This window comes from Paenibacillus sp. PK4536 (assembly GCF_028594455.2).
GTDB lineage: Bacteria > Bacillota > Bacilli > Paenibacillales > Paenibacillaceae > Saccharibacillus > Saccharibacillus nuruki.
Genome location: NZ_CP126313.1, coordinates 3243369 through 3262614 on the forward strand (window position 1 = coordinate 3243369; position 19246 = coordinate 3262614).

Here is a 19246-nt window from a genome sequence, read left to right on the forward strand (position 1 = left end):
CGACAAAATAACAAAAAAATTTTAAAAGGTATTGAAATCGGTTACAAGCAGATATATAATAAGCGTGTAGAAACGTTTCGACAAAATGGTATAAAACAATACATTATTCATTTTATGCAGAATACACTATAAATTAGTGAATAAAGCGCATAAAATTAGCTATTTTAGCTAAAAATCCATAAAAATCCATTTTTTATATCTACATTTAAGGTGTTGGTAGAAAAGGGTAAATCATTTTTTTATGATTTTATCGAAACGTTTCGATTAGCAAATTAACACCAGGGGGGAAGTCAATGGGAGCAACGATCAAGGATGTAGCCGCTTTAGCGGGTGTCGCAGTATCGACTGCGTCCTATGCGCTAAATGGAATCGGAAGAGTTAGTCCTAAAACACGCGATAAAGTGATTGTTGCTGCTAAACAGTTGAATTATCAGAAGAATGGGATTGCTTCTGATCTTAAGCGTTCCAAAACAAATACGATTGCTCTACTGTTAAGCGATCTATCCGGTCCGTATTACTCTAGATTGATCAAAGGCGTGCAAGAAGTGAGCCTGAACAATGGATATGACTTGATTGCTTGTAGCTCAATTGGTGGAGAATCATCAACAGCTGTGAAGTTTATCAAAGAGAAAAGAGTAGATGGAGCGATTATCCTTGCTCACAATATTCCAGATCGTACGATTTTGGAATCGGCTCGTGAAGGATTCCCGATTGTTATGTTAGATCGAAGGTTAGAGCATGAAAGTGTTTGTTATGTTGAAGCAGATAATGAAAAAGGTGGCATTTTAGCTACTGAGCATCTGATCGAAGCAGGACATCGCAAAATTGCTTATGTATCCGGTCCGGCAAGCAGTAAGCACAACAAAGACCGCTATAACGGCTTTGTACAAGCGATGAATAAGCATGGCTTAACGATTGAACCACGCTGGAATCTGATCGGCAATTTCACAGAAGAAGGCGGTTATCGTGCAGTCAAATTAATGATTGCGCAAGGAGAAATTCCAGAGGCTGTATTTTTTGCAAATGATGAGATGGCATTAGGAGGCATTACGGCTTTGAATGAAGCTGGAATTGTTGTTCCTGATGATATATCGGTTATCGGTTTTGATGATATTGTGCAAGCCCGATTTTTGACACCGTCTTTGACTACAGTAAGACAGCCAGATTATGAAGTAGGGGCATTAGCTGTACATCTGATTTTTCAGATTTTAAAAGGAGAGACTGTAAGTCCGCAATACAAACTGGATACTGAGTTAGTTTCCCGGGGGACTGTACGAGCTCCTTTATAAGTTACATCTGATTCATCACAAGCAAGATGGATTGTAAGCATTTTCTATAATAATAAAGAGGTGAATTGAATGACAAAAACATGGAAAACCGTTGTAGCTTGTATGTTGATCTTTTCTCTGATCTTGTCAGCATGTGGCAACAAAGAAGAAGCAGCGGCAACAACAGCAGATGGCAAACGTGTATTGAAAGTATGGGGGATGGGTGCAGAAGGAACAGCACTTGCTAAGATCGTACCTGATTTTGAAAAAGCTAACCCGGATATCAAAGTCGAAGTGCAAGCGATTCCTTGGGATAATGCCCATGACAAATTGCTAACGGCTGTCGCTTCTAAAAAAGGTCCTGATGTTGTGCAAATGGGACTGGGTTGGATTCCTGAATTTGCAGATGCTGGAGCATTGCTAGATTTATCTTCTTACACAGAGAAATATCCAAATCTGAAAGTAGATAACTTCTTCAAAGGTGCTCAACAAACAATGACATACAACGATCAATTGGTTGGTATTCCATGGTATATCGATACTCGCGTATTATTCTACCGTGCAGATTTGCTAAAACAAGTTGGTTATAACGAACCACCAAAAACGTGGGCTGAATTGAAAGATGCAGCAACCAAATTGGCAGCTAGAGGCAATGGTAACTATGGTATTTTGCTAGATAGCCAGGATCAAGTATTTACACTTCCGTTTGCTTGGGAAAATGGTAGTGAAGTGATTAGTAGTGACAACAAAGCTCAATTTAATCAACCGCAATATGTAGAGGCTGTTAAATACTTGAGTAGCTTCTTTACTGAAAAACTAGCACCTTCTCAAGTCGATTTGAAACTTCTACCATCATTTGGTGAAGGTATTATCCCTATGTTTATCAGTGGACCATGGTCTGTACAACAGATCAAAGATGAATTGCCTGATCTAAAAGACGATCAATGGGGTACGGTTACGATTCCAGCTAAAGATGAAAACGGTAAAAGTGCTTCTATCTTAGGTGGATCTAGTCTATCGGTATTCAGCAGTGCAGCAAATAAAGACGATGGAGCTAAATTTATTTCGTACATGAATGAACCATCTGTACAAGTGAAATGGTATGAATTGACCAAAGATTTACCTTCTACAACCAAAGCATGGGAAGACAAATCACTTGCTTCTAACAAAGATATTCAAACGTTCCGTACACAAATGGATACAGCACGTCCAGCTCCATTCGTAAAACCTTGGGAAAGTATTGCTGATCTAATCAAAGCAGCGATGCAAGAAATTACAATCGGTGGCGCTGACGTTCAAGAACAAATGGATCAGGTGAACAGCCAGGCTGATGATTTATTGGCCAACTAATCTCATGATATCCACAGGGCAGAGGTGCTGCCCAACACAATCTTGATAAGTTTGAGTAGTATCCTTTGCCAAAGATTCATATGCCTTTACTAAATAAACGGGGTGAAATGAATGTTTAAAATGTGGAAATCAATGTTGGTATTGTTACTGATCAGTTCATTAGTATTAGCTGCTTGTGGAAATAAAGAAGAAGCAGGGGTGACCACAACTTCAGATGGTAAACGTGTATTGAAAGTATGGGGAATGGGTGGAGAAGATAATGCCATTTCGACACTGATCCCTGCTTTTGAAAAAAAATATCCAGACATTAAAGTAGAAACTCAGTTTATTCCATGGGATAACGCTCATGATAAATTGCTAACTGCGGTCGCTTCCAAAAAAGGACCGGATGTTATCCAAATGGGTACCACATGGATTCCAGAATTTGCTGAAGCCGGAGCATTGCTTGATCTGACTCCATACACAGAAGAATTTCCTAATCTCAAACCAGAGAACTTTTTCAAAGGTGCTCAAGAAACCATGACGGTTAACGATCAGTTAGTCGGTATTCCATGGTACTTGGAGACTCGCGTACTGTTCTATCGTACAGATTTGTTGAAACAAGTAGGTTATAACGAAGCTCCGAAGAGTTGGGCTGAACTAAAAGATGCAGCTACCAAATTAACAGATAAAAGCAAAGGAAGATACGGTATTTTGTTAGATACTCAGGATGCAGCATTCACCTTGCCTTATGCTTGGGAAAATGGCAGTGAAGTCATCAGTAGTGATAACAAAGCACAGTTCAATCAACCTGCTTATATCGAAACGATTGAGTATTTGACTAGCTTCTTTAAAGAAGGATTAACACCTAACGAGAGCGATATCAAATTATTGCCTTCATTTGGTCAAGGCTTAATTCCAATGTTCGTGAGTGGTCCGTGGTCTGCGAATCAGATCAAAACAGATCTACCTGATCTGAAATCAGATCAATGGGCAACAGCTGTAATTCCTCCAAAAGAAGAAGGTGGCAAAAGCGCTTCTATTTTAGGTGGATCTAACTGGAGTGTATTCAGTAGTGCAGCCAACAAAGATGATGCAGCTAAATTTATTGCTTTCATGAGTGATCCTGAAACACAAGTTGCTAAGTATAAACATGATCAGGATCTACCTGCCAACATGAAAGCTTGGGATAACGAAGTCTTTAACAATAAACCTATTGTTCAAACATTCCGTGACCAACTCGATACAGCACGCCCATCTCCATTTGTGAAATCATGGGAATCGATCGGTGATCTGATCAAAGCTGCTCTACAACAAATTACGATTGGTGGAGCAGATATCAAAGAACAGATGGAAGAAGTAAACACAGGCGCAGATAGTCTACTCGCAGAATAAGCACCTGCCAAAACTATATTTAAAATATTTACATTAGCTATTGTTCTCATCCGATTCCAGCTTAGATGAAATGATCTACGGTGAATCTGGATGAGATCGATAGTACACCAGAATGTCAAAACTTCTGTGAAGGAGGGAATCCAATATGCAAAACGCTTTGCAAAAATTAAACAAATATAAATATCCGTATTTATTTATTGCACCCACGCTAATTATTTTGTTTTTGTTTTCATTTATTCCTATCTTTATCGCTATTTTCATCAGTTTTACAAACATGAACTTATCGGGATTGGCTGACTTCTCGAATATCAAATTTAATGGATTTGATAACTTTGTTCGATTGTTCTCGGATGCAACATTCCAGAAGTCGATGTTCAATACTCTTATTTTTGTAGTCGTTGGTGTTCCTTCAGTTGTTCTTATTTCGATGGCCATTGCGATTTTGATTAATCAGGGTACCAGTTGGCTTTTCAAATCTTTCCGAGTGATTTACTACATGCCTTCGATTACAAATATCGTAGCTGTAGCTGTAATCTGGGGATATTTGTATAACTCTCAATATGGTCTCATTAATCAGATGTTAGGCTTTATCGGGATCGATCCTGTCAGTTGGTTACAAGATCCTGTTATTGCTAAGTTCTCACTGATTATTATGGCGGTGTGGAAAGCAATCGGTCTGAATATGATCATTTTCTTAGCAGCGTTACAAGGGATTCCGCGTACGTACTATGAAGCTGCTCAGATTGATGGAGCAAGCCGTTGGGAACAGTTGACTAAGATTACGGTTCCTTTGCTCAGCTTTGCTACTTTTTTCGTATCGATTACAACACTAATCGGCTGGATTCAATTTTTTGAAGAGCCGCTTGTTATGACCAAAGGTGGTCCAATTAACAGCACGATGTCTATGGCATTATTTATTTACAACACAGGGTTCCAACGCAATAACTTTGGTTATGCAGCAGCAGGTTCTATTGTTCTATTTGCAATCATTATTCTTGTAACAATGATCCAGTTCAAAGTACGTAAAAAAGACAGCGATGTAGAATACTAAGTTCTGTAGTCAGCTCAATAAACAGAACAAAGTATGAAGGGAGGTTCCAAAATGGATATTCAAGTCAAACCGGTCTACAAAACGATAGTGATTACGCTGCTACTTCTTGGGAGTATAGCGATGTGTATCCCTTTTGTATGGATGATTCTTGCATCCTTCAAACCAGAAAGTGAAGTTGTAGCCTTAACACCGAAGTTCTGGCCACAACAAGCTACGCTTGAGAACTATGTACGTCTATTTACAGAGATGAGATTTGCGACCTATTTGTGGAACACATTAGTTATCGTATTTTTCTCCTTTATTGGTTTATTTTTAAATGCGGCAGCAGGGTATGCATTTGCTAAGTTCGAATTCCCGGGTCGTAATGTTCTCTACTATCTTGTATTAGGAACAATGATGATTCCTTCTCAAGTTACAATGATTCCAGTCTATCTATTGCTGAATCAGATGAACCTAACCAATACAATGGCAGGTATTGTTTTGCCAGGTATGGTTAATGCGTTTGGTATTTTCTTATTCCGTCAATTTATGACAACCATTCCGGCTGACTTGATCGAAGCAGCACGATTGGATGGAGCCAGTGAATTACGTACATTCTTCCAATTGGTAATTCCGATTGCGAAGCCAATCTTTGCAGTACAAGGGATCTTAACCTTTATCGGCGGATGGAACAGTTTCTTGTGGCCGTTGATTATTGCCAATGATGAAAATCTATACACGTTATCAGTTGGATTATCATTATTGAAAGGTCAATATGGTGGTGACTTTGCTATTCAGATGGCAGGTGCTTCATTCATGGTTGTACCGATCGTTATTCTGTTTATCTTTATGCAGCGTCATATTATCGAAGGATACACCATTTCAGGTATGAAGTAATTTCATACCTGAATCATAATTACAATGCTGTAGCAGCACAAGAGACAATTCGTTCTACGAGAACGTATTTTGGATAGAAGAATACAAGTTTACTTTTTGGAGGGATATTGAATGTCAACAATAAAAAATCAAACACAACAAACAGGACTTTTCCAAAATGAATATGGTTATTTTACAGAAAATGGTCGTGAATATGTAATTACCAATCCACGCACACCACGTCCGTGGAGCAATATTATCAGTAATGGCGATTACTCCTTTATGGTATCGCAAGCAGGTGGCGGTTGCTCATGGCGTGGTAATGCAGGGCAGAACCGAATCACTCGTCTTTTCCAAGATGTGATTAAAGATTCATGGGGTAAATTTATTTATCTACGTGATCGTAACTCAGGTAAGTTCTGGTCAGCAGGCTGGAAACCCGTTATGGCAGAATATGAATTCTACGAAGTACGTCATGGTATTGGTTATAGCGTATTTACACAACAGGTGGATGGCATTCGCAGTGAGTTAACCGTATTTGTAGCTCCTGATGCACCACTTGAAATTATGCAGCTCAAAGTAACTAATAACAGCACAACAGCGCGTGAACTGGATGCAACGACTTATTTTGAATGGGCTCCAGGTTTTGCGCCAGATGAGCATCGTGAATTCCACAAAATCTTTATGAACTCTGAATATAAACAAGACCTGAACGCGATTCAGCTTGAAAAATACTTATGGAGCTTCCCGGATGAAAAAGGACGCAGTAACAATGTAAGCTGGCCTTATACAGCGTTCCATGCGGCAAGTGAAACCCCTTCTTCTTTTGATGCAGACAAAGAATCATTTGTAGGTATGTATGGAGAAGAATCTCGTCCACAAGCAATGATTGATAAAGAATTAGCAGGTAATAGTGGACGCTTTGGTGATGCTACAGCTTCTTTACGTGTAGCGATTAACTTAGAAGCAGGCGCTTCACATACCGTTGTATTTACAATTGGTGCAGCAGAGCAAGAAAAAGAAGATGCAGATGCATTGATCCAAAAATATACAACCGTAGAAGCAGCAGAACGTACACTTCAAGATGTACATGCATTCTGGAGTGAACTCATTGATGTTGAAGAAATTCACACTCCTGATCCAGCGATGAATATTATGACTAATGTATGGTTGAAGTATCAATCTATCTCTTGTCGTCTATGGGGTAAAACAGCCTATTATCAAACAAGTGCAGGATATGGTTACCGTGACCAATTGCAAGATTCTCAGATTTTCTTAACAAGCAAGCCAGAACTGATGCGTAAACAAATTCTTATGCATGCTTCTCAACAATTCCAAGAAGGTGATGTACTTCACTGGTGGTTCACGATTCGTGGCGGCGGTCCTCGTACACGTTGTTCAGATGACTTGTTATGGCTTCCGTTCATCATGGATGCGTATCTGAAAGAAACACAGGACTACGATATCTTAGATGAAGTTACTCCGTTCCTTGATGGTGGAGAAGCAACGGTATATGAGCATTGTAAATTGGCGATTGAGAAAACATTCTTACGCTTTAGCCCACGTGGTGTTCCATTGATGGGTGAACATGACTGGAATGATGGTCTAAGTGCGATTGGTTATGAGTGGAGAGGTGAAAGCTTCTGGGTAGGTGAGTTCTTATACCTTATCCTAGGTAACTTTGCACCAGTAGCAGCCAAACGTGGCGATCAAGTCTTTGCAGATAAAATGGTTGAAGTACAAGGTAGCTTAAAAGCAGCATTGAACAAATATGGTTGGGATGGCGAGTGGTATCTACAAGCGACCAACGATGATGGTTTAAAAGTAGGATCGAAAGAAAATGAAGAAGGTCAAATCTTCTTGAATCCACAGATGTGGGCTGTTATCTCTGGCGTAGCTGATCAAGAGCGTGGACAACAAGCAATGGATAGCGTAAGTAAACATTTACTACGTGATCATGGTGCTTTGCTATTGTACCCTGCTTATACTAAAGTTCGTCGTGATATCGGTTATATTACTCGCTATGCTCCAGGCTTACGTGAAAACGGAGGTGTCTATACGCATGCAGCTACTTGGGCAGTATGGGCGTATACACTGATTGGTCAACCAGAGAAAGCGTATGAAGCGTATAGCAAAATTTGTCCACCTAACCGTTCTGATGATCCTAATGGTTATGTAGGCGAGCCGTATGTAACACCAGGTAACTCGGATGGTCCAATCTCACCTAACTATGGTCGTGGAGGCTGGACATGGTATACCGGTTCTTCGCAGTGGTTACAACGTATGGCAACGAACTGGATTCTAGGCGTACGTGCTGAGAATGAAGGTCTATTGGTAGATCCAAGTATTCCGAAAGACTGGAAAGAGTTCACGTATCGTCGTGCTTTCCGTGGAGCTACGTATAATCTGCATGTAGATAATGCAGCAGGGGTAGCTCGTGGTATTAAAGAAATCAAAGTCGACGGTAAAGTAATCGAAGGCAATATCTTGCCAGATTTCCGTGATGGTAAAGAACACGAAGTTAAAGTCATTATGGGTTAATATGTTCTATCGATCTTGTCTGAATAGATCAAAGCATATGTAAGCATGAAATCATAAACAAATTATAAATAGCTCTGTCTGTTCGTGATACTGACTTGATCTGAAGTCGTATATTCGGACAGACAGAGCTTTTCTCTATATCAGCAATCTCGTTTTTTGAAAATAAATTATAGATGCATAAAAGATGCACAAAATATTTTACGAATAATGATCTGAAATGTTAAAGTGAATTACAAATAACCCTATCAAATTTCATTCATCCAATGTAAACATGAAGAAGTGAGTGTAAGAGGAGAGATACGATGAGTTGGCATATCAAAACGTTTGATGAATTAACATCTTTAGAAATGTATCGCATTTTGCAAGAACGAACAGCTATTTTTGTGGTTGAACAGAACTGCCCTTATCAAGAAGTAGATGGTAAAGATATCGCCAGCTATCATCTTTACAAAGAAGAAGAGGGTCAGATTGTTGCGTATTCAAGACTTCTTCCTTCCGGTGTAGCCTATCCAGAAGCTTCTATCGGTCGAGTGATTGTAAAGCGTGAATATCGTGGAAAAGGATTAGCGCAAGAGCTATTCCGTAAAAGTATCGAATTTATTCAGCATGAATTGAAAGAAGACAAAATTAAAATCCAAGCTCAGCATTACTTAGAGAAATTTTATAGCAGTTATGGATTTGAACCGATCTCAGAAATGTATCTAGAAGACGATATTCCTCATATCGATATGATGCGTATCACAACATCGTAATCGCAAATGATCTCAAAAGTGAACAAAAAAAGGAGGATGTGTGAAGTAGTGGTGACACTTTTTTGCATGTCCTTTTTGCTACGAAATCAATCTCAGGAAGATTTGGGTAAAAATAGTAAGCATTTAAATTGGAAATTCATACCTATGTATTGTAGAATGGGAAGAGTAAAGAGTAATTTAGTACGAATGAGGGGGCATGCACTGCTCAGTATTCAACTAGAATGTGCAGAATGATATATACAAAATGCGATATGTCTATTCTCAAAATCTCTGTTTTCCTGTATTTGGATTAAAAATAGCCGTAAAAGGGCTAAAAAACCTGAATAACTCTTTATGTGCAGCGTGAGAAAACGTTTTCTTGAAAAAAAGACGTTTTACTCGTTCATAGTCTAATTCTAGGCTATTTTGTGATCAATCATATAGAGGTATAATTAAATATGTTGCAATTCCGTCACAAATATATTCACAAAAAATTCAAGACGGAGGGAATCCTCGATGACAATCGACGAATCAAACCAACCATGGCTGTGGGAATCGTATTACGGACCCAATTTGGGGTATGTACAAGAACAATATGAACTGTACAAACAAGATCCGAATTCTGTAGATGAAGGATACCGTGAACTTTTTGAACGTTATGGAGAGCCTGTTGCTCCTGTTACCGTATCATCTGGTCAAACAGTGGTAAGTAGTAGTACAGAAACACCAGCTAAAGTAGACACTAATTTGCTTAAGAAAGCGGTTGCAGCCGAACGTTTAGTATGGAATATCCGTACATACGGGCATCTGGCAGCGGACATTGATCCGCTTGGACTAAGTACAGCGACTGATGTTCGTTTACTTGATCCAGAGCAATACGGACTGGGACAACGTGACCTTGCACAATTACCAGCATCATTGATCTGGGAAAATGCACCTCCTGAAGCAAAAGACGGATGGGAAGCTATCCAGATGTTGCGTAAGAAGTATACAGGTCCACTGGCTTATGAATTTGCACATGTACATGATGAAAAAGAGCGTAACTGGCTTAACCGTCAAGTTGAAACAGGATCGTCTACACTTTCATTGGATGACGAAGAACGCATTGAATTGTTCAAGCGTCTAGTGGAAGTCGAACAATTTGAAGAATTCTTACATCGTACATTTATTGGACAAAAGCGCTTCTCAATCGAAGGTAATGATGTCCTTGTACCGATGCTAGATTCAATCGTACGTATTGCTGCACGTAGTGGCGCAAGACATGTCTTAATGGGAATGGCGCATCGTGGTCGTCTAAATGTATTGGCTCATGTTCTTGGTAAGCCATACAGCAAGATTTTCTCCGAGTTCCATCATTCACCCAATAAAGACACAATGCCTTCTGAAGGCTCGATGGGTGTTACTTTTGGCTGGACAGGTGATGTGAAGTACCATTTAGGTGCACATCGTTCTGTTACTCCAGAAGGGCAAAGCTTTGAAACTCGTCTGACACTGGCAAACAATCCAAGTCATTTGGAATATGTTAACCCGGTGGTTGAAGGATTTACTCGTGCTGCACAGGATGATCGTACAGACAAAGGTTATCCTCGCCAAGACCCTGACAAAGCAGCAGCTATCATCATGCATGGTGATGCCGCATTCGCAGGTGAAGGTATTGTCGCAGAGACGCTTAACTTTAATCAGCTAACAGGTTATCAAAATGGCGGTACTATTCATATTATTGTTAATAACCGTCTAGGCTTCACAACAGACAGTGGAGATTCACGTTCGACTCATTATGCAAGTGATCTTGCTAAAGGATATGAGATTCCAATTATCCATGTGAACGCAGATGATCCAGAAGCTTGTCTACGTGCTGTAGCTATGGCGACTGAATATCGTAATTTATTTAAAAAAGATTTCTTGATTGATCTGATTGGGTATCGTCGTTATGGTCATAATGAAACAGATGATCCTGAAACGACTCAACCCATTATGTATGGCAAAGTGAAGAATCACCTTCGTGTAGCTTCACTATATGGTAACAAATTGGCGAAGCAAGGTGTTGTGGATGAAAAACGTTATGAGCAGTTCAAAGCTGAAATCCAAGATCATCTAAAATCGATCTACGAAGAAGTGAAAACAGATCATACTGAAGATTCCAATGCACCTCTAAATCGTCTGGAAGCAGATAGCAAAACACCTGAAGCTTCTACTGGAGTTCCTGCTAATCTACTCAACACGATCAACGAGGGATTGCTGAAATGGCCAGAAAACTTCAATGTGTATCCTAAACTACAGCGTATTCTGGAACGTCGTGCAACTGCACTTAGTCCAGAAGGCAAAGTTGATTGGGGACATGCAGAAACACTGGCATTTGCTTCAATCTTAGCAGATGGTAAGCCTATTCGGATTACTGGACAAGATGTAGAACGTGCGACATTTGCTCATCGTAATCTAGTATTGCATGATGCACAGACAGGTGAACCTTTCTGTCCGTTACATCGTTTGCCAGAAGCGAAAGCATCATTCGCTATTCATAACAGTCCATTGTCTGAAGCTTCAGTACTTGGATTTGAATATGGATACAATGTGTATGCACCGGAAACATTAGTAATCTGGGAAGCACAATACGGCGATTTCACTAATGCAGCGCAAGTTATTATTGACCAGTTTATCTCAGCTGGACGTAGTAAATGGACACAAAAATCCAGTCTTGTGATGTTGTTGCCACATGGTCATGAAGGTATGGGACCTGAGCATTCTAGTGCTCGTCCAGAACGCTTCTTGCAATTGGCAGCCGAAGATAACTTTACTGTAGCTAACCTGACTTCTGCGTCACAATACTTCCATCTACTTCGCCGTCAGGCACGTAGTACTCAGGAAGAAAATGTACGTCCATTAGTGGTGATGGCACCGAAAAGTCTAATTCGTAATCCGCGTGTTGCTTCATCACCTGCGGAATTTAGTGAAGGAACGTTCCAACCGATTTTGCAACAAAAAGGTCTGGGCGACAAAAAGAATGCTGTACAACGTGTGATCCTTTGTACGGGTAAAGTAGCGATCGATCTCGAAGAGGCTTTGGATAAAAACAAAGAAGAAGACTACTCTTGGTTACATGTGATTCGTGTAGAACAACTGTATCCATTCCCGAAAGAAGAAATCAATGCTGTTCTAGCAGAGTTTACGAACTTGCAAGAAATTATCTGGTTACAAGAAGAACCGCAAAACATGGGATACTGGAGATATACTGATGCACGCTTGCGCGATTTGGCACAAGAAGGTGTAGCGGTAAGTTATATCGGTCGTCCAGAACGTTCTAGCCCGGCTAGTGGTTATCAACATATTCACGCCATCGAACAACAGCGTATACTAGGATTAGCACTCAAACAAAATTCTTTACAGAACAACATATCCCTGGGAGGTAGTCGGCTGTGAGTGAAATTAAAGTACCCGAAATGGGCGAGTCTATAACCGAAGGAACGGTATCAAAATGGGTTGTGAAAGAAGGAGACACTGTCAGTCAAGGAGATGTACTGCTTGAGCTTGAGACAGATAAAGTCAACTTGGAGATCAGTGCCGAAGAAGATGGAGTTGTAGAGTCTATCACCAAGCAAGAAGGTGAAACAGTACAAGTCGGTGAATCTGTAGGTGTGATCGGTGCTGGAAGTGGAAGTAGCAAACCTGCTGCATCTGAATCCAAACCAGCTCCAGAATCGAAGCCTGAAAGTAAATCAGATGATGTCGTTACAATTAACTACCCAGCAAAAGGTGCTGAGCCTGCTGCTGAAAAAGCAACCGATAAATCGACAAATGCTGTAACAAGCAAACCAGATAATGGGGATGCTATCGGTACACCGGCTGCTCGCAAGTTAGCTCGTGAGCGTGGTATTGATCTAGGATCGGTACAAAGCAACGATCCGATCGGCAGAGTCAATCCAGACGATGTACGCAAACATGGTGACAAACCAGCACCAGCGAAATCTGAAGCTGCACCTGCTAAAAAACCTGTTGAGAACAATCCAGCTAAACCGGCAGATCGTCAACCGATGTCACGTCGTCGTCGCACGATTGCGAATCGTCTAGTTGAAGCTCAGCATAATGCTGCAATGTTAACAACATTTAATGAAGTAGACATGACAGCGATCTTGGATGTTCGTAAACGCCGTAAAGATGCGTTTAAAGAGAAATATGATGTAGGTCTAGGATTTATGTCTTTCTTCACCAAAGCAGTTGTAGGGGCACTTAAAAAGTTCCCTATGGTCAATGCTGAGATTGATGGCGATGATGTTATTGTGAAGAAATTCTATGATATCGGTATTGCGGTATCTGCTAAAGAAGGTCTTGTGGTTCCTGTTGTTCGTGATGCAGACCGTCTAGGTTTTGCACAAATCGAAAAAGAAATCGCAACGTTAGCTTCTAAAGCACGTTCAAACACATTAGGATTGTCTGAGCTTCAAGGAGGTACATTTACAATCACCAACGGTGGTGTATTTGGTTCCTTGCTTTCAACGCCAATCTTGAATGCACCGCAAGTAGCGATTCTGGGTATGCACAAAATCCAGCTTCGTCCGGTAGCAATTGATGCAGAACGTATGGAAAATCGTCCGATGATGTATATCGCATTGTCATATGATCACCGTATTATTGACGGTAGCGAAGCAGTAAGCTTCCTCGTTAAAGTCAAAGAATTGCTTGAAGATCCAGAAACATTGTTGATCGAAGGCTAATTTATTATCAAAAAAGGAACTTCCAGATCGTTGGAAGTTCCTTTTTTATATTTTATTTGTTTATGGATGAAGAATTGATCGGATTATTAGAATCAAGCGTTAGCGAATATATTGAGATTACATAATATTTTAAATAGAAAAAGTAATATCGTATTAATCCAACTCTATCATATGTCATTCTTTTCATTCGATACTGTTATTCAATATGTAAGCTTTTGGGTATATTGATTACAGGCTGAAAATAGATGCTTTTTTTTCTGAAACTAAAGTACGTCAGTCATTGTTTGATTCAATCGAAATTACATCTTTCTTAAGTGGAAAATGTGTCAATCGATGAACTCAATATATGTAAGTACATAGACAGAATAAGTGGCAATAACGTTTTAGGAATGAATAGGGAGAGATGATGATGGAAAAGGGAGCCAGTCAAAAGGCATTTTTACGTAAAATTATTTTGATATCTACATTGGGTGGATTGCTATTTGGTTATGATACAGGGGTAATCAACGGGGCTTTACCATTTATGTCAGCGGCACTCGGGCTGAACTCGTTTACAGAAGGATTAGTCGCAAGTATTCTGCTGTTTGGTGCAGCATTCGGAGCGATCGCAGGCGGACGGCTTTCTGATTACTTGGGACGTAAGCAAAATATTATCTATCTAGCAGTTTTGTTTTTCGTCGCTACCGTCGGTTCAACCCTTGCTCCTAACGTTACCGTTATGGTCATTTGTCGCTTCTTATTGGGACTTGCTGTAGGTGGTGCTTCGGTAACCGTACCTTCGTATCTAGCAGAAATGTCTCCCGCAAACAAACGTGGCGGTATTGTTACCCGTAATGAACTGATGATTGTGAGTGGTCAATTGCTTGCCTTTATCTTTAATGCCATTCTAGGAATAACGATGGGCGATAATACCCATGTATGGCGCTATATGTTAGCGATCGCTTCTATTCCAGCAATCTTCTTATTTTTTGGAATGTTACGTGTGCCTGAAAGTCCACGTTGGTTAGTGGCAAAAGGTAAAAATGAACGTGCATTAAAAGCACTTCGCAAAATTCGTACAGAAGAACAAGCAAAAATAGAAGTAGAAGAAATCAAAGCTTCCTTTGATGCAGAAGAAAGTACAGAAAAAGCAGGCTTTAAAGATCTTGCTGTACCTTGGATACGCCGTCTGATGTTTATTGGATTAGGTATCGCAGTTGTTCAGCAGATTACGGGTGTTAATTCGATTATTTATTATGGTACTGAGATTCTTAAAGATTCAGGTTTTGAAACTAAAGCAGCTTTGATTAGTAATATTGCGAACGGTGTAATCTCCGTAGCTGCAACGTTTTTGGGAATGTGGTTGCTAGGTAAAGTAGGTCGTCGTCCTATGCTTAGAACGGGTCTAATCGGTACAACATGCGTATTATTACTGATTGCGATTTTCTCAGCAGTATTGGAAGGTTCACCTGCATTGCCTTATGTAATCTTATCCTTAACCGTTACCTTCCTTGCTTTCCAACAAGGCGCGATTTCTCCGGTAACCTGGTTAATGTTATCTGAGATTTTCCCATTACAATTACGTGGGTTCGGAATGGGTGTGACCGTATTCTGTTTGTGGATTGTTAACTTCTTAGTTGGATTAACATTCCCTATATTGATGGCAGGTATTGGACTATCTGCAACATTCTATTTGTTCGCAGCTTTAGGATTACTGGCGATTACATTTGTACAAAAATATTTACCAGAAACCAAAGGCTTTACATTAGAAGAATTGGAAGAGAAGTTCCGAAATTATGGTAAAAAGAAACCTAAAAAAGCTAAAGTGAAACCTGCACCAGCCAAGTAAAAAATTACAGATTAATAGTAAATCATTGAATAGATCATTATATATAAATACTGAAGCGACTTCTAAGGTTCTGATAATCCTTATGAAGTCGCTTTTACTTTATTTTTTCGGTATGATTACCATACGTATACTTACAAAATACATAACTATCAAGTAGGAGGATAGATAGTGTTTACCTCTAAACCTGTGCATAAGCTTTCATCTGCGAGCAAAAGAGTACGATTTTATTACAGTGTAGCTATTATAATAACTATTGCACTTGGATTAGCATCACGAATATATGCTTCTACGTTACCTGATATTCTATCCGATCATGCAGGAGATGTGCTATGGGCAATAATGATTTATATAGGAATACGTATCATATGGGTACATAGAAGTCTGTTATTTGCTGCAATATTAAGTTTGTTATTTTGTTATCTAATTGAATGTAGTCAGCTATATCAAGCCATATGGATTAACGACATACGTCATACTATGCTTGGCGGATTGGTCTTAGGCAAAGGATTTTTGTGGATTGATCTGGTTCGAGATACATTCGGTATACTGCTCGCTGTAGGACTTGATGATATGATGTTGAAATTAAGGAGGGTCAGATGATGAATAAAGAGGATATCACCCGACAACTTTTACATGAATTAGAAGGAGAGAAAGAAAGCTTTATATTGCACTTACGAGTAGATCTCGACTGGGATCATGTACATTTGGTAAAAGTATTCAAATTGATGGTAAAGTATATCCAGCAATTAGAACCGACAGCACCTTTGGAACGGCATATAGCAAGTGGATTTTGGTTCTTCACGAATTTTGTCAAAGATTGGTCATCACATGACAATTTCCGCTCTCGCAATGCTTATCCAGAATTGTATTATCAGGGTATGTATGAATTAATCTTTTTACTGACAGATTGGTATTTTTCAGGTGAATGTCCATTTGTAGAACCAGAAGCGTTTGAACAAGAATGGAATCGTCTAACTTTACTATTAAAAGAAGAAACACAGTAAACCAAATAGCGTAACATCTCAAGGTAGTAATCGCCAAGATGATACGCTATTTTTTTAGCATAAATCACTCTATGCTATATGACAATACTGGATAGAAGGCGGGGAACATATACCTTTTACTTAGCTGCGGATTGAATATGTTCCCATAGTACGCTATTCACATATTGGTTTTCACCGGTCACATCTTCACCGAACCAATCGGGCTTTTGGAAATGTTCTACATCTGCTTCTTCTGCAAATTCTATTTCGATGGTTATAAGATCCTTTTGTACCGTATTATGATAAATATCCAGATCAAAATGATAGTCATTCCACTTCACTTTTTTACGTGTTTTAATTAAAGGGGTTACCTCTAACTTACCTATTAGCTGTTCATAAATACCAGCACCAATATCAAATTCTGTTTCTTCACGTACTAGTCCTTTGCCTACTTTATGGGTCATCGTGAATTGCTCTTGACCATTAATGACTAATTTGCGTACTCGCAACGTCTCAGATTCACTGGTAGCCAAATAGGTCTGATGAATTTCTTGTGTCTCTACAATATCCAAATCTGTAGGATAAGTATGTAATACGTATTTTTTTTCAATTTCTTTACCCATCATAAATCCTCCTGAGAATCGATTTTCTCTATTTTAACATATTGCAAAAGGTTTATTTACATAGTGATTGGTTATACCTATAATGATAGGGACATTTGCGGAAATAGGAAAGAAATATGTAATGGAGGTGAAAGTAATGAAGTTAGCAGAAGCATTAATAGTACGATCTGATGTGCAGAAAAGAATAGAGCAGATGAAAGTACGTCTGAGCCGAAGCGCTAAAGTACAAGAAGGTGAAAAGCCACCTGAGCGCCCCAATGAATTGCTAAAAGAAATGGGTCATTTGTTAACCGAATTAAATGTACTGATCAAACGAATTAATCGTACCAATGCACAAGTGATCTTTGAAAATGAGACAACATTAGCTGATGCATTAGCCGATCGAGATACGCTTGGGTTACGTCGCAATATACTGAATGATCTGATGCATACAGCCAGTATCAAGCAAGATCGTTATACCAAGTCAGAAGTCCGCTTTCTAGCGACCGTAAATATTGGAACGTTGCAAGAAGAGATGGATCATCTGGCCAAAACGTATCGTGAACTGGATACTCGTATTCAAGAACTGAATTGGAAAACCGATTTGATTGATTAAAGATCATACTGTACACACTTACAAGTTGGTAATCTATTATCTATAAGGCGAGCATACAAACCGCCAACTGGTTTAAGTTGGACCGTTGGGTAGAAATGAGGGGCAATTTCTGAAGGTTCGAGTCCTTTAATGATAAATTAGCCTTGTATTGTTACATGAGTACAACTCACCTATTATTGTTACTACCACATGCTGATTATAGATATAGACGAGGGCGGGTTCGGGGATTTGTAAGATCTGTTTACATAATAATTGAGCGGTAATATAATCAACTCAAAAATGACTCTATGATATACAGGGTCATGTTTTGAGTTGATTATTCTTTTATCCATTGATCAGAAAAGTTAAAATTAGAGATTTCTTCCCACTTCGTGTACAATAAACAAGAGACTGAGAATGATTATCATAGAGGAGGAAATTATAGATGAGTATTTCAGAAAGTATTCGTAATCGGCGTTCGATTGGTAAAGTAAAGCAGGACTCTATTCCACGCGAAAGTATTGAGCGTATTTTGGAAGCAGGGATCTGGGCACCGAATCATCGTCTAACTGAACCGTGGAAATTTTTCGTATTAGAAGGTAATGGACGTAATAAGTTAGCAGAAGCATTAGCTAGCGTAGCAGGTAATGGTGAAGTTACTGAAGAAAGTCTATCTTCTGCACGCAAAAAGGTAGAACGTGCACCATTAATTATCGCTGTAGCGGTAGAACCTGAGGACAATCCTAAAATTATCGAACTTGAAGAATATGGTGCAGTCTTTGCAGCTATTCAAAATATGTTGCTTGAAATTTACGAGTTAGGACTAGGCGCAGTATGGAGAAGTGGCGAGCCTTGTTATCACGAATTGATGGGTAAAGCTTTTGATCTAAGTGAAAAAGGTAAAATGCTAGGCTTTATTTATATTGGTGTACCGGAAAATAAGGATCAACAAAGTAAGCGGACTCCATTTGCTGAAAAAACAGTCTGGATTAGTGAATAAGGTAGGAGGAATACGATGATTACATGCTATCTCAAATATGTGATCGATCCTTACCAAGTGAAAGAATTTGAGCAATATGCGAAGATGTGGATACCGCTAGTTAACAAATTAGGGGGCACTCATCACGGATACTTTCTTCCACATGAAGGGGCGAATAATATCGCTTATGCTTTATTTTCTTTTCCGAGTCTTGCGGATTACGAACGTTATCGTCAAGAGATGGAGGTAGATGAAGAATGCCAGCAAGCATTTGAATTTGCTAATAAAAACAAGTGTATTATCAGTTACGAGCGTAGCTTTATGCGTCCTGTTTTCGAATAATCTTATTCCTATTTGAATAAAAAGCCTTTCACGATCAA

General features: G+C 39.4%; 16 protein-coding genes. 15 read left to right on the forward strand and 1 reads right to left on the reverse strand.

The window, feature by feature from the left end; translation table 11 throughout:
• The first annotated feature begins 293 nt into the window (after window positions 1-293).
• From PO903_RS14655 to PO903_RS14710, 12 genes are all read left to right on the forward strand, one after another.
• On the forward strand, window positions 294-1289 hold the full coding sequence (locus PO903_RS14655) for a LacI family DNA-binding transcriptional regulator (protein WP_069325863.1): 996 nt from the start codon (window positions 294-296) through the stop codon (window positions 1287-1289).
• A 69-nt stretch (window positions 1290-1358) separates the two neighbouring features.
• Entirely contained in the window at window positions 1359-2618 is a 1260-nt protein-coding gene (locus PO903_RS14660) for a sugar ABC transporter substrate-binding protein (RefSeq protein WP_069325864.1), read from the forward strand.
• Between the two features lie 111 nt (window positions 2619-2729).
• Window positions 2730-3992, forward strand: coding sequence for a sugar ABC transporter substrate-binding protein (locus PO903_RS14665; RefSeq protein WP_069325865.1), 1263 nt, complete (start codon window positions 2730-2732; stop codon window positions 3990-3992).
• Between the two features lie 145 nt (window positions 3993-4137).
• Window positions 4138-5043, forward strand: a complete 906-nt coding sequence (locus tag PO903_RS14670; protein WP_069325866.1) for a carbohydrate ABC transporter permease — start codon at window positions 4138-4140, stop codon at window positions 5041-5043.
• A 51-nt stretch (window positions 5044-5094) separates the two neighbouring features.
• Window positions 5095-5919, forward strand: coding sequence for a carbohydrate ABC transporter permease (locus PO903_RS14675; RefSeq protein WP_069325867.1), 825 nt, complete (start codon window positions 5095-5097; stop codon window positions 5917-5919).
• Between the two features lie 111 nt (window positions 5920-6030).
• Complete coding sequence (locus PO903_RS14680; RefSeq protein WP_273593760.1) at window positions 6031-8439, forward strand: glycoside hydrolase family 94 protein; 2409 nt, start codon at window positions 6031-6033, stop codon at window positions 8437-8439.
• 302 nt (window positions 8440-8741) lie between these two features.
• Complete coding sequence (locus PO903_RS14685) at window positions 8742-9191, forward strand: GNAT family N-acetyltransferase (protein WP_137222795.1); 450 nt, start codon at window positions 8742-8744, stop codon at window positions 9189-9191.
• Window positions 9192-9686: 495 nt separating this feature from the next.
• Window positions 9687-12587, forward strand: a complete 2901-nt coding sequence (locus PO903_RS14690) for a 2-oxoglutarate dehydrogenase E1 component (protein ID WP_069325870.1) — start codon at window positions 9687-9689, stop codon at window positions 12585-12587.
• A complete protein-coding gene (gene odhB, locus PO903_RS14695) occupies window positions 12584-13879 on the forward strand; it encodes a 2-oxoglutarate dehydrogenase complex dihydrolipoyllysine-residue succinyltransferase (RefSeq protein ID WP_137222797.1) in 1296 nt (431 codons plus the stop codon). Before PO903_RS14690 ends, odhB begins: the two co-directional genes overlap by 4 nt.
• 409 nt (window positions 13880-14288) lie before the next feature.
• Window positions 14289-15707 (forward strand): sugar porter family MFS transporter, encoded by a 1419-nt coding sequence (locus PO903_RS14700; RefSeq protein ID WP_069325872.1) that lies wholly within the window; start codon window positions 14289-14291, stop codon window positions 15705-15707.
• Between the two features lie 168 nt (window positions 15708-15875).
• Window positions 15876-16307 (forward strand): ribosomal maturation YjgA family protein, encoded by a 432-nt coding sequence (locus tag PO903_RS14705; protein WP_273593761.1) that lies wholly within the window; start codon window positions 15876-15878, stop codon window positions 16305-16307.
• Window positions 16307-16711, forward strand: a complete 405-nt coding sequence (locus PO903_RS14710; protein WP_273593762.1) for a hypothetical protein — start codon at window positions 16307-16309, stop codon at window positions 16709-16711. Before PO903_RS14705 ends, PO903_RS14710 begins: the two co-directional genes overlap by 1 nt.
• A gap of 116 nt (window positions 16712-16827) precedes the next feature.
• Here the strand turns inward: PO903_RS14710 and PO903_RS14715 are convergent, their stop codons facing one another.
• Window positions 16828-17313, reverse strand: a complete 486-nt coding sequence (locus PO903_RS14715) for a CYTH domain-containing protein (protein ID WP_273593763.1) — start codon at window positions 17311-17313, stop codon at window positions 16828-16830.
• Window positions 17314-17449: 136 nt separating this feature from the next.
• Between PO903_RS14715 and PO903_RS14720 the strand changes: the two genes are divergently transcribed.
• The 3 genes from PO903_RS14720 to PO903_RS14730 all read left to right on the forward strand — a co-directional run bounded on the left by PO903_RS14720 (window position 17450) and on the right by PO903_RS14730 (window position 19208).
• Complete coding sequence (locus tag PO903_RS14720) at window positions 17450-17908, forward strand: DIP1984 family protein (RefSeq protein ID WP_273593764.1); 459 nt, start codon at window positions 17450-17452, stop codon at window positions 17906-17908.
• 424 nt (window positions 17909-18332) lie between these two features.
• A complete protein-coding gene (locus tag PO903_RS14725; protein ID WP_273593765.1) occupies window positions 18333-18887 on the forward strand; it encodes a nitroreductase family protein in 555 nt (184 codons plus the stop codon).
• Between the two features lie 15 nt (window positions 18888-18902).
• Window positions 18903-19208 carry an NIPSNAP family protein gene (locus PO903_RS14730; RefSeq protein ID WP_273593766.1) on the forward strand — a complete coding sequence of 102 codons (306 nt, stop codon included), beginning with the start codon at window positions 18903-18905 and terminating at the stop codon, window positions 19206-19208.
• The last annotated feature ends 38 nt before the right edge of the window (window positions 19209-19246 follow it).

What these genes read in the sequence shown, in the direction of transcription:
- PO903_RS14725 (WP_273593765.1), top strand. Translation starts at nt 18,333, where the DNA reads ATGAGTATTTCAGAAAGTATTCGTAATCGGCGTTCGATTGGTAAAGTA.
- PO903_RS14685 (WP_137222795.1), top strand. Translation starts at nt 8,742, where the DNA reads ATGAGTTGGCATATCAAAACGTTTGATGAATTAACATCTTTAGAAATG.
- PO903_RS14700 (WP_069325872.1), top strand. Translation starts at nt 14,289, where the DNA reads ATGGAAAAGGGAGCCAGTCAAAAGGCATTTTTACGTAAAATTATTTTG.
- PO903_RS14690 (WP_069325870.1), top strand. Translation starts at nt 9,687, where the DNA reads ATGACAATCGACGAATCAAACCAACCATGGCTGTGGGAATCGTATTAC.
- PO903_RS14710 (WP_273593762.1), top strand. Translation starts at nt 16,307, where the DNA reads ATGAATAAAGAGGATATCACCCGACAACTTTTACATGAATTAGAAGGA.
- PO903_RS14670 (WP_069325866.1), top strand. Translation starts at nt 4,138, where the DNA reads ATGCAAAACGCTTTGCAAAAATTAAACAAATATAAATATCCGTATTTA.
- PO903_RS14660 (WP_069325864.1), top strand. Translation starts at nt 1,359, where the DNA reads ATGACAAAAACATGGAAAACCGTTGTAGCTTGTATGTTGATCTTTTCT.
- PO903_RS14680 (WP_273593760.1), top strand. Translation starts at nt 6,031, where the DNA reads ATGTCAACAATAAAAAATCAAACACAACAAACAGGACTTTTCCAAAAT.
- PO903_RS14665 (WP_069325865.1), top strand. Translation starts at nt 2,730, where the DNA reads ATGTTTAAAATGTGGAAATCAATGTTGGTATTGTTACTGATCAGTTCA.
- PO903_RS14720 (WP_273593764.1), top strand. Translation starts at nt 17,450, where the DNA reads ATGAAGTTAGCAGAAGCATTAATAGTACGATCTGATGTGCAGAAAAGA.
- PO903_RS14730 (WP_273593766.1), top strand. Translation starts at nt 18,903, where the DNA reads ATGATTACATGCTATCTCAAATATGTGATCGATCCTTACCAAGTGAAA.
- PO903_RS14675 (WP_069325867.1), top strand. Translation starts at nt 5,095, where the DNA reads ATGGATATTCAAGTCAAACCGGTCTACAAAACGATAGTGATTACGCTG.
- PO903_RS14715 (WP_273593763.1), bottom strand. Translation starts at nt 17,313, where the DNA reads ATGGGTAAAGAAATTGAAAAAAAATACGTATTACATACTTATCCTACA.
- PO903_RS14655 (WP_069325863.1), top strand. Translation starts at nt 294, where the DNA reads ATGGGAGCAACGATCAAGGATGTAGCCGCTTTAGCGGGTGTCGCAGTA.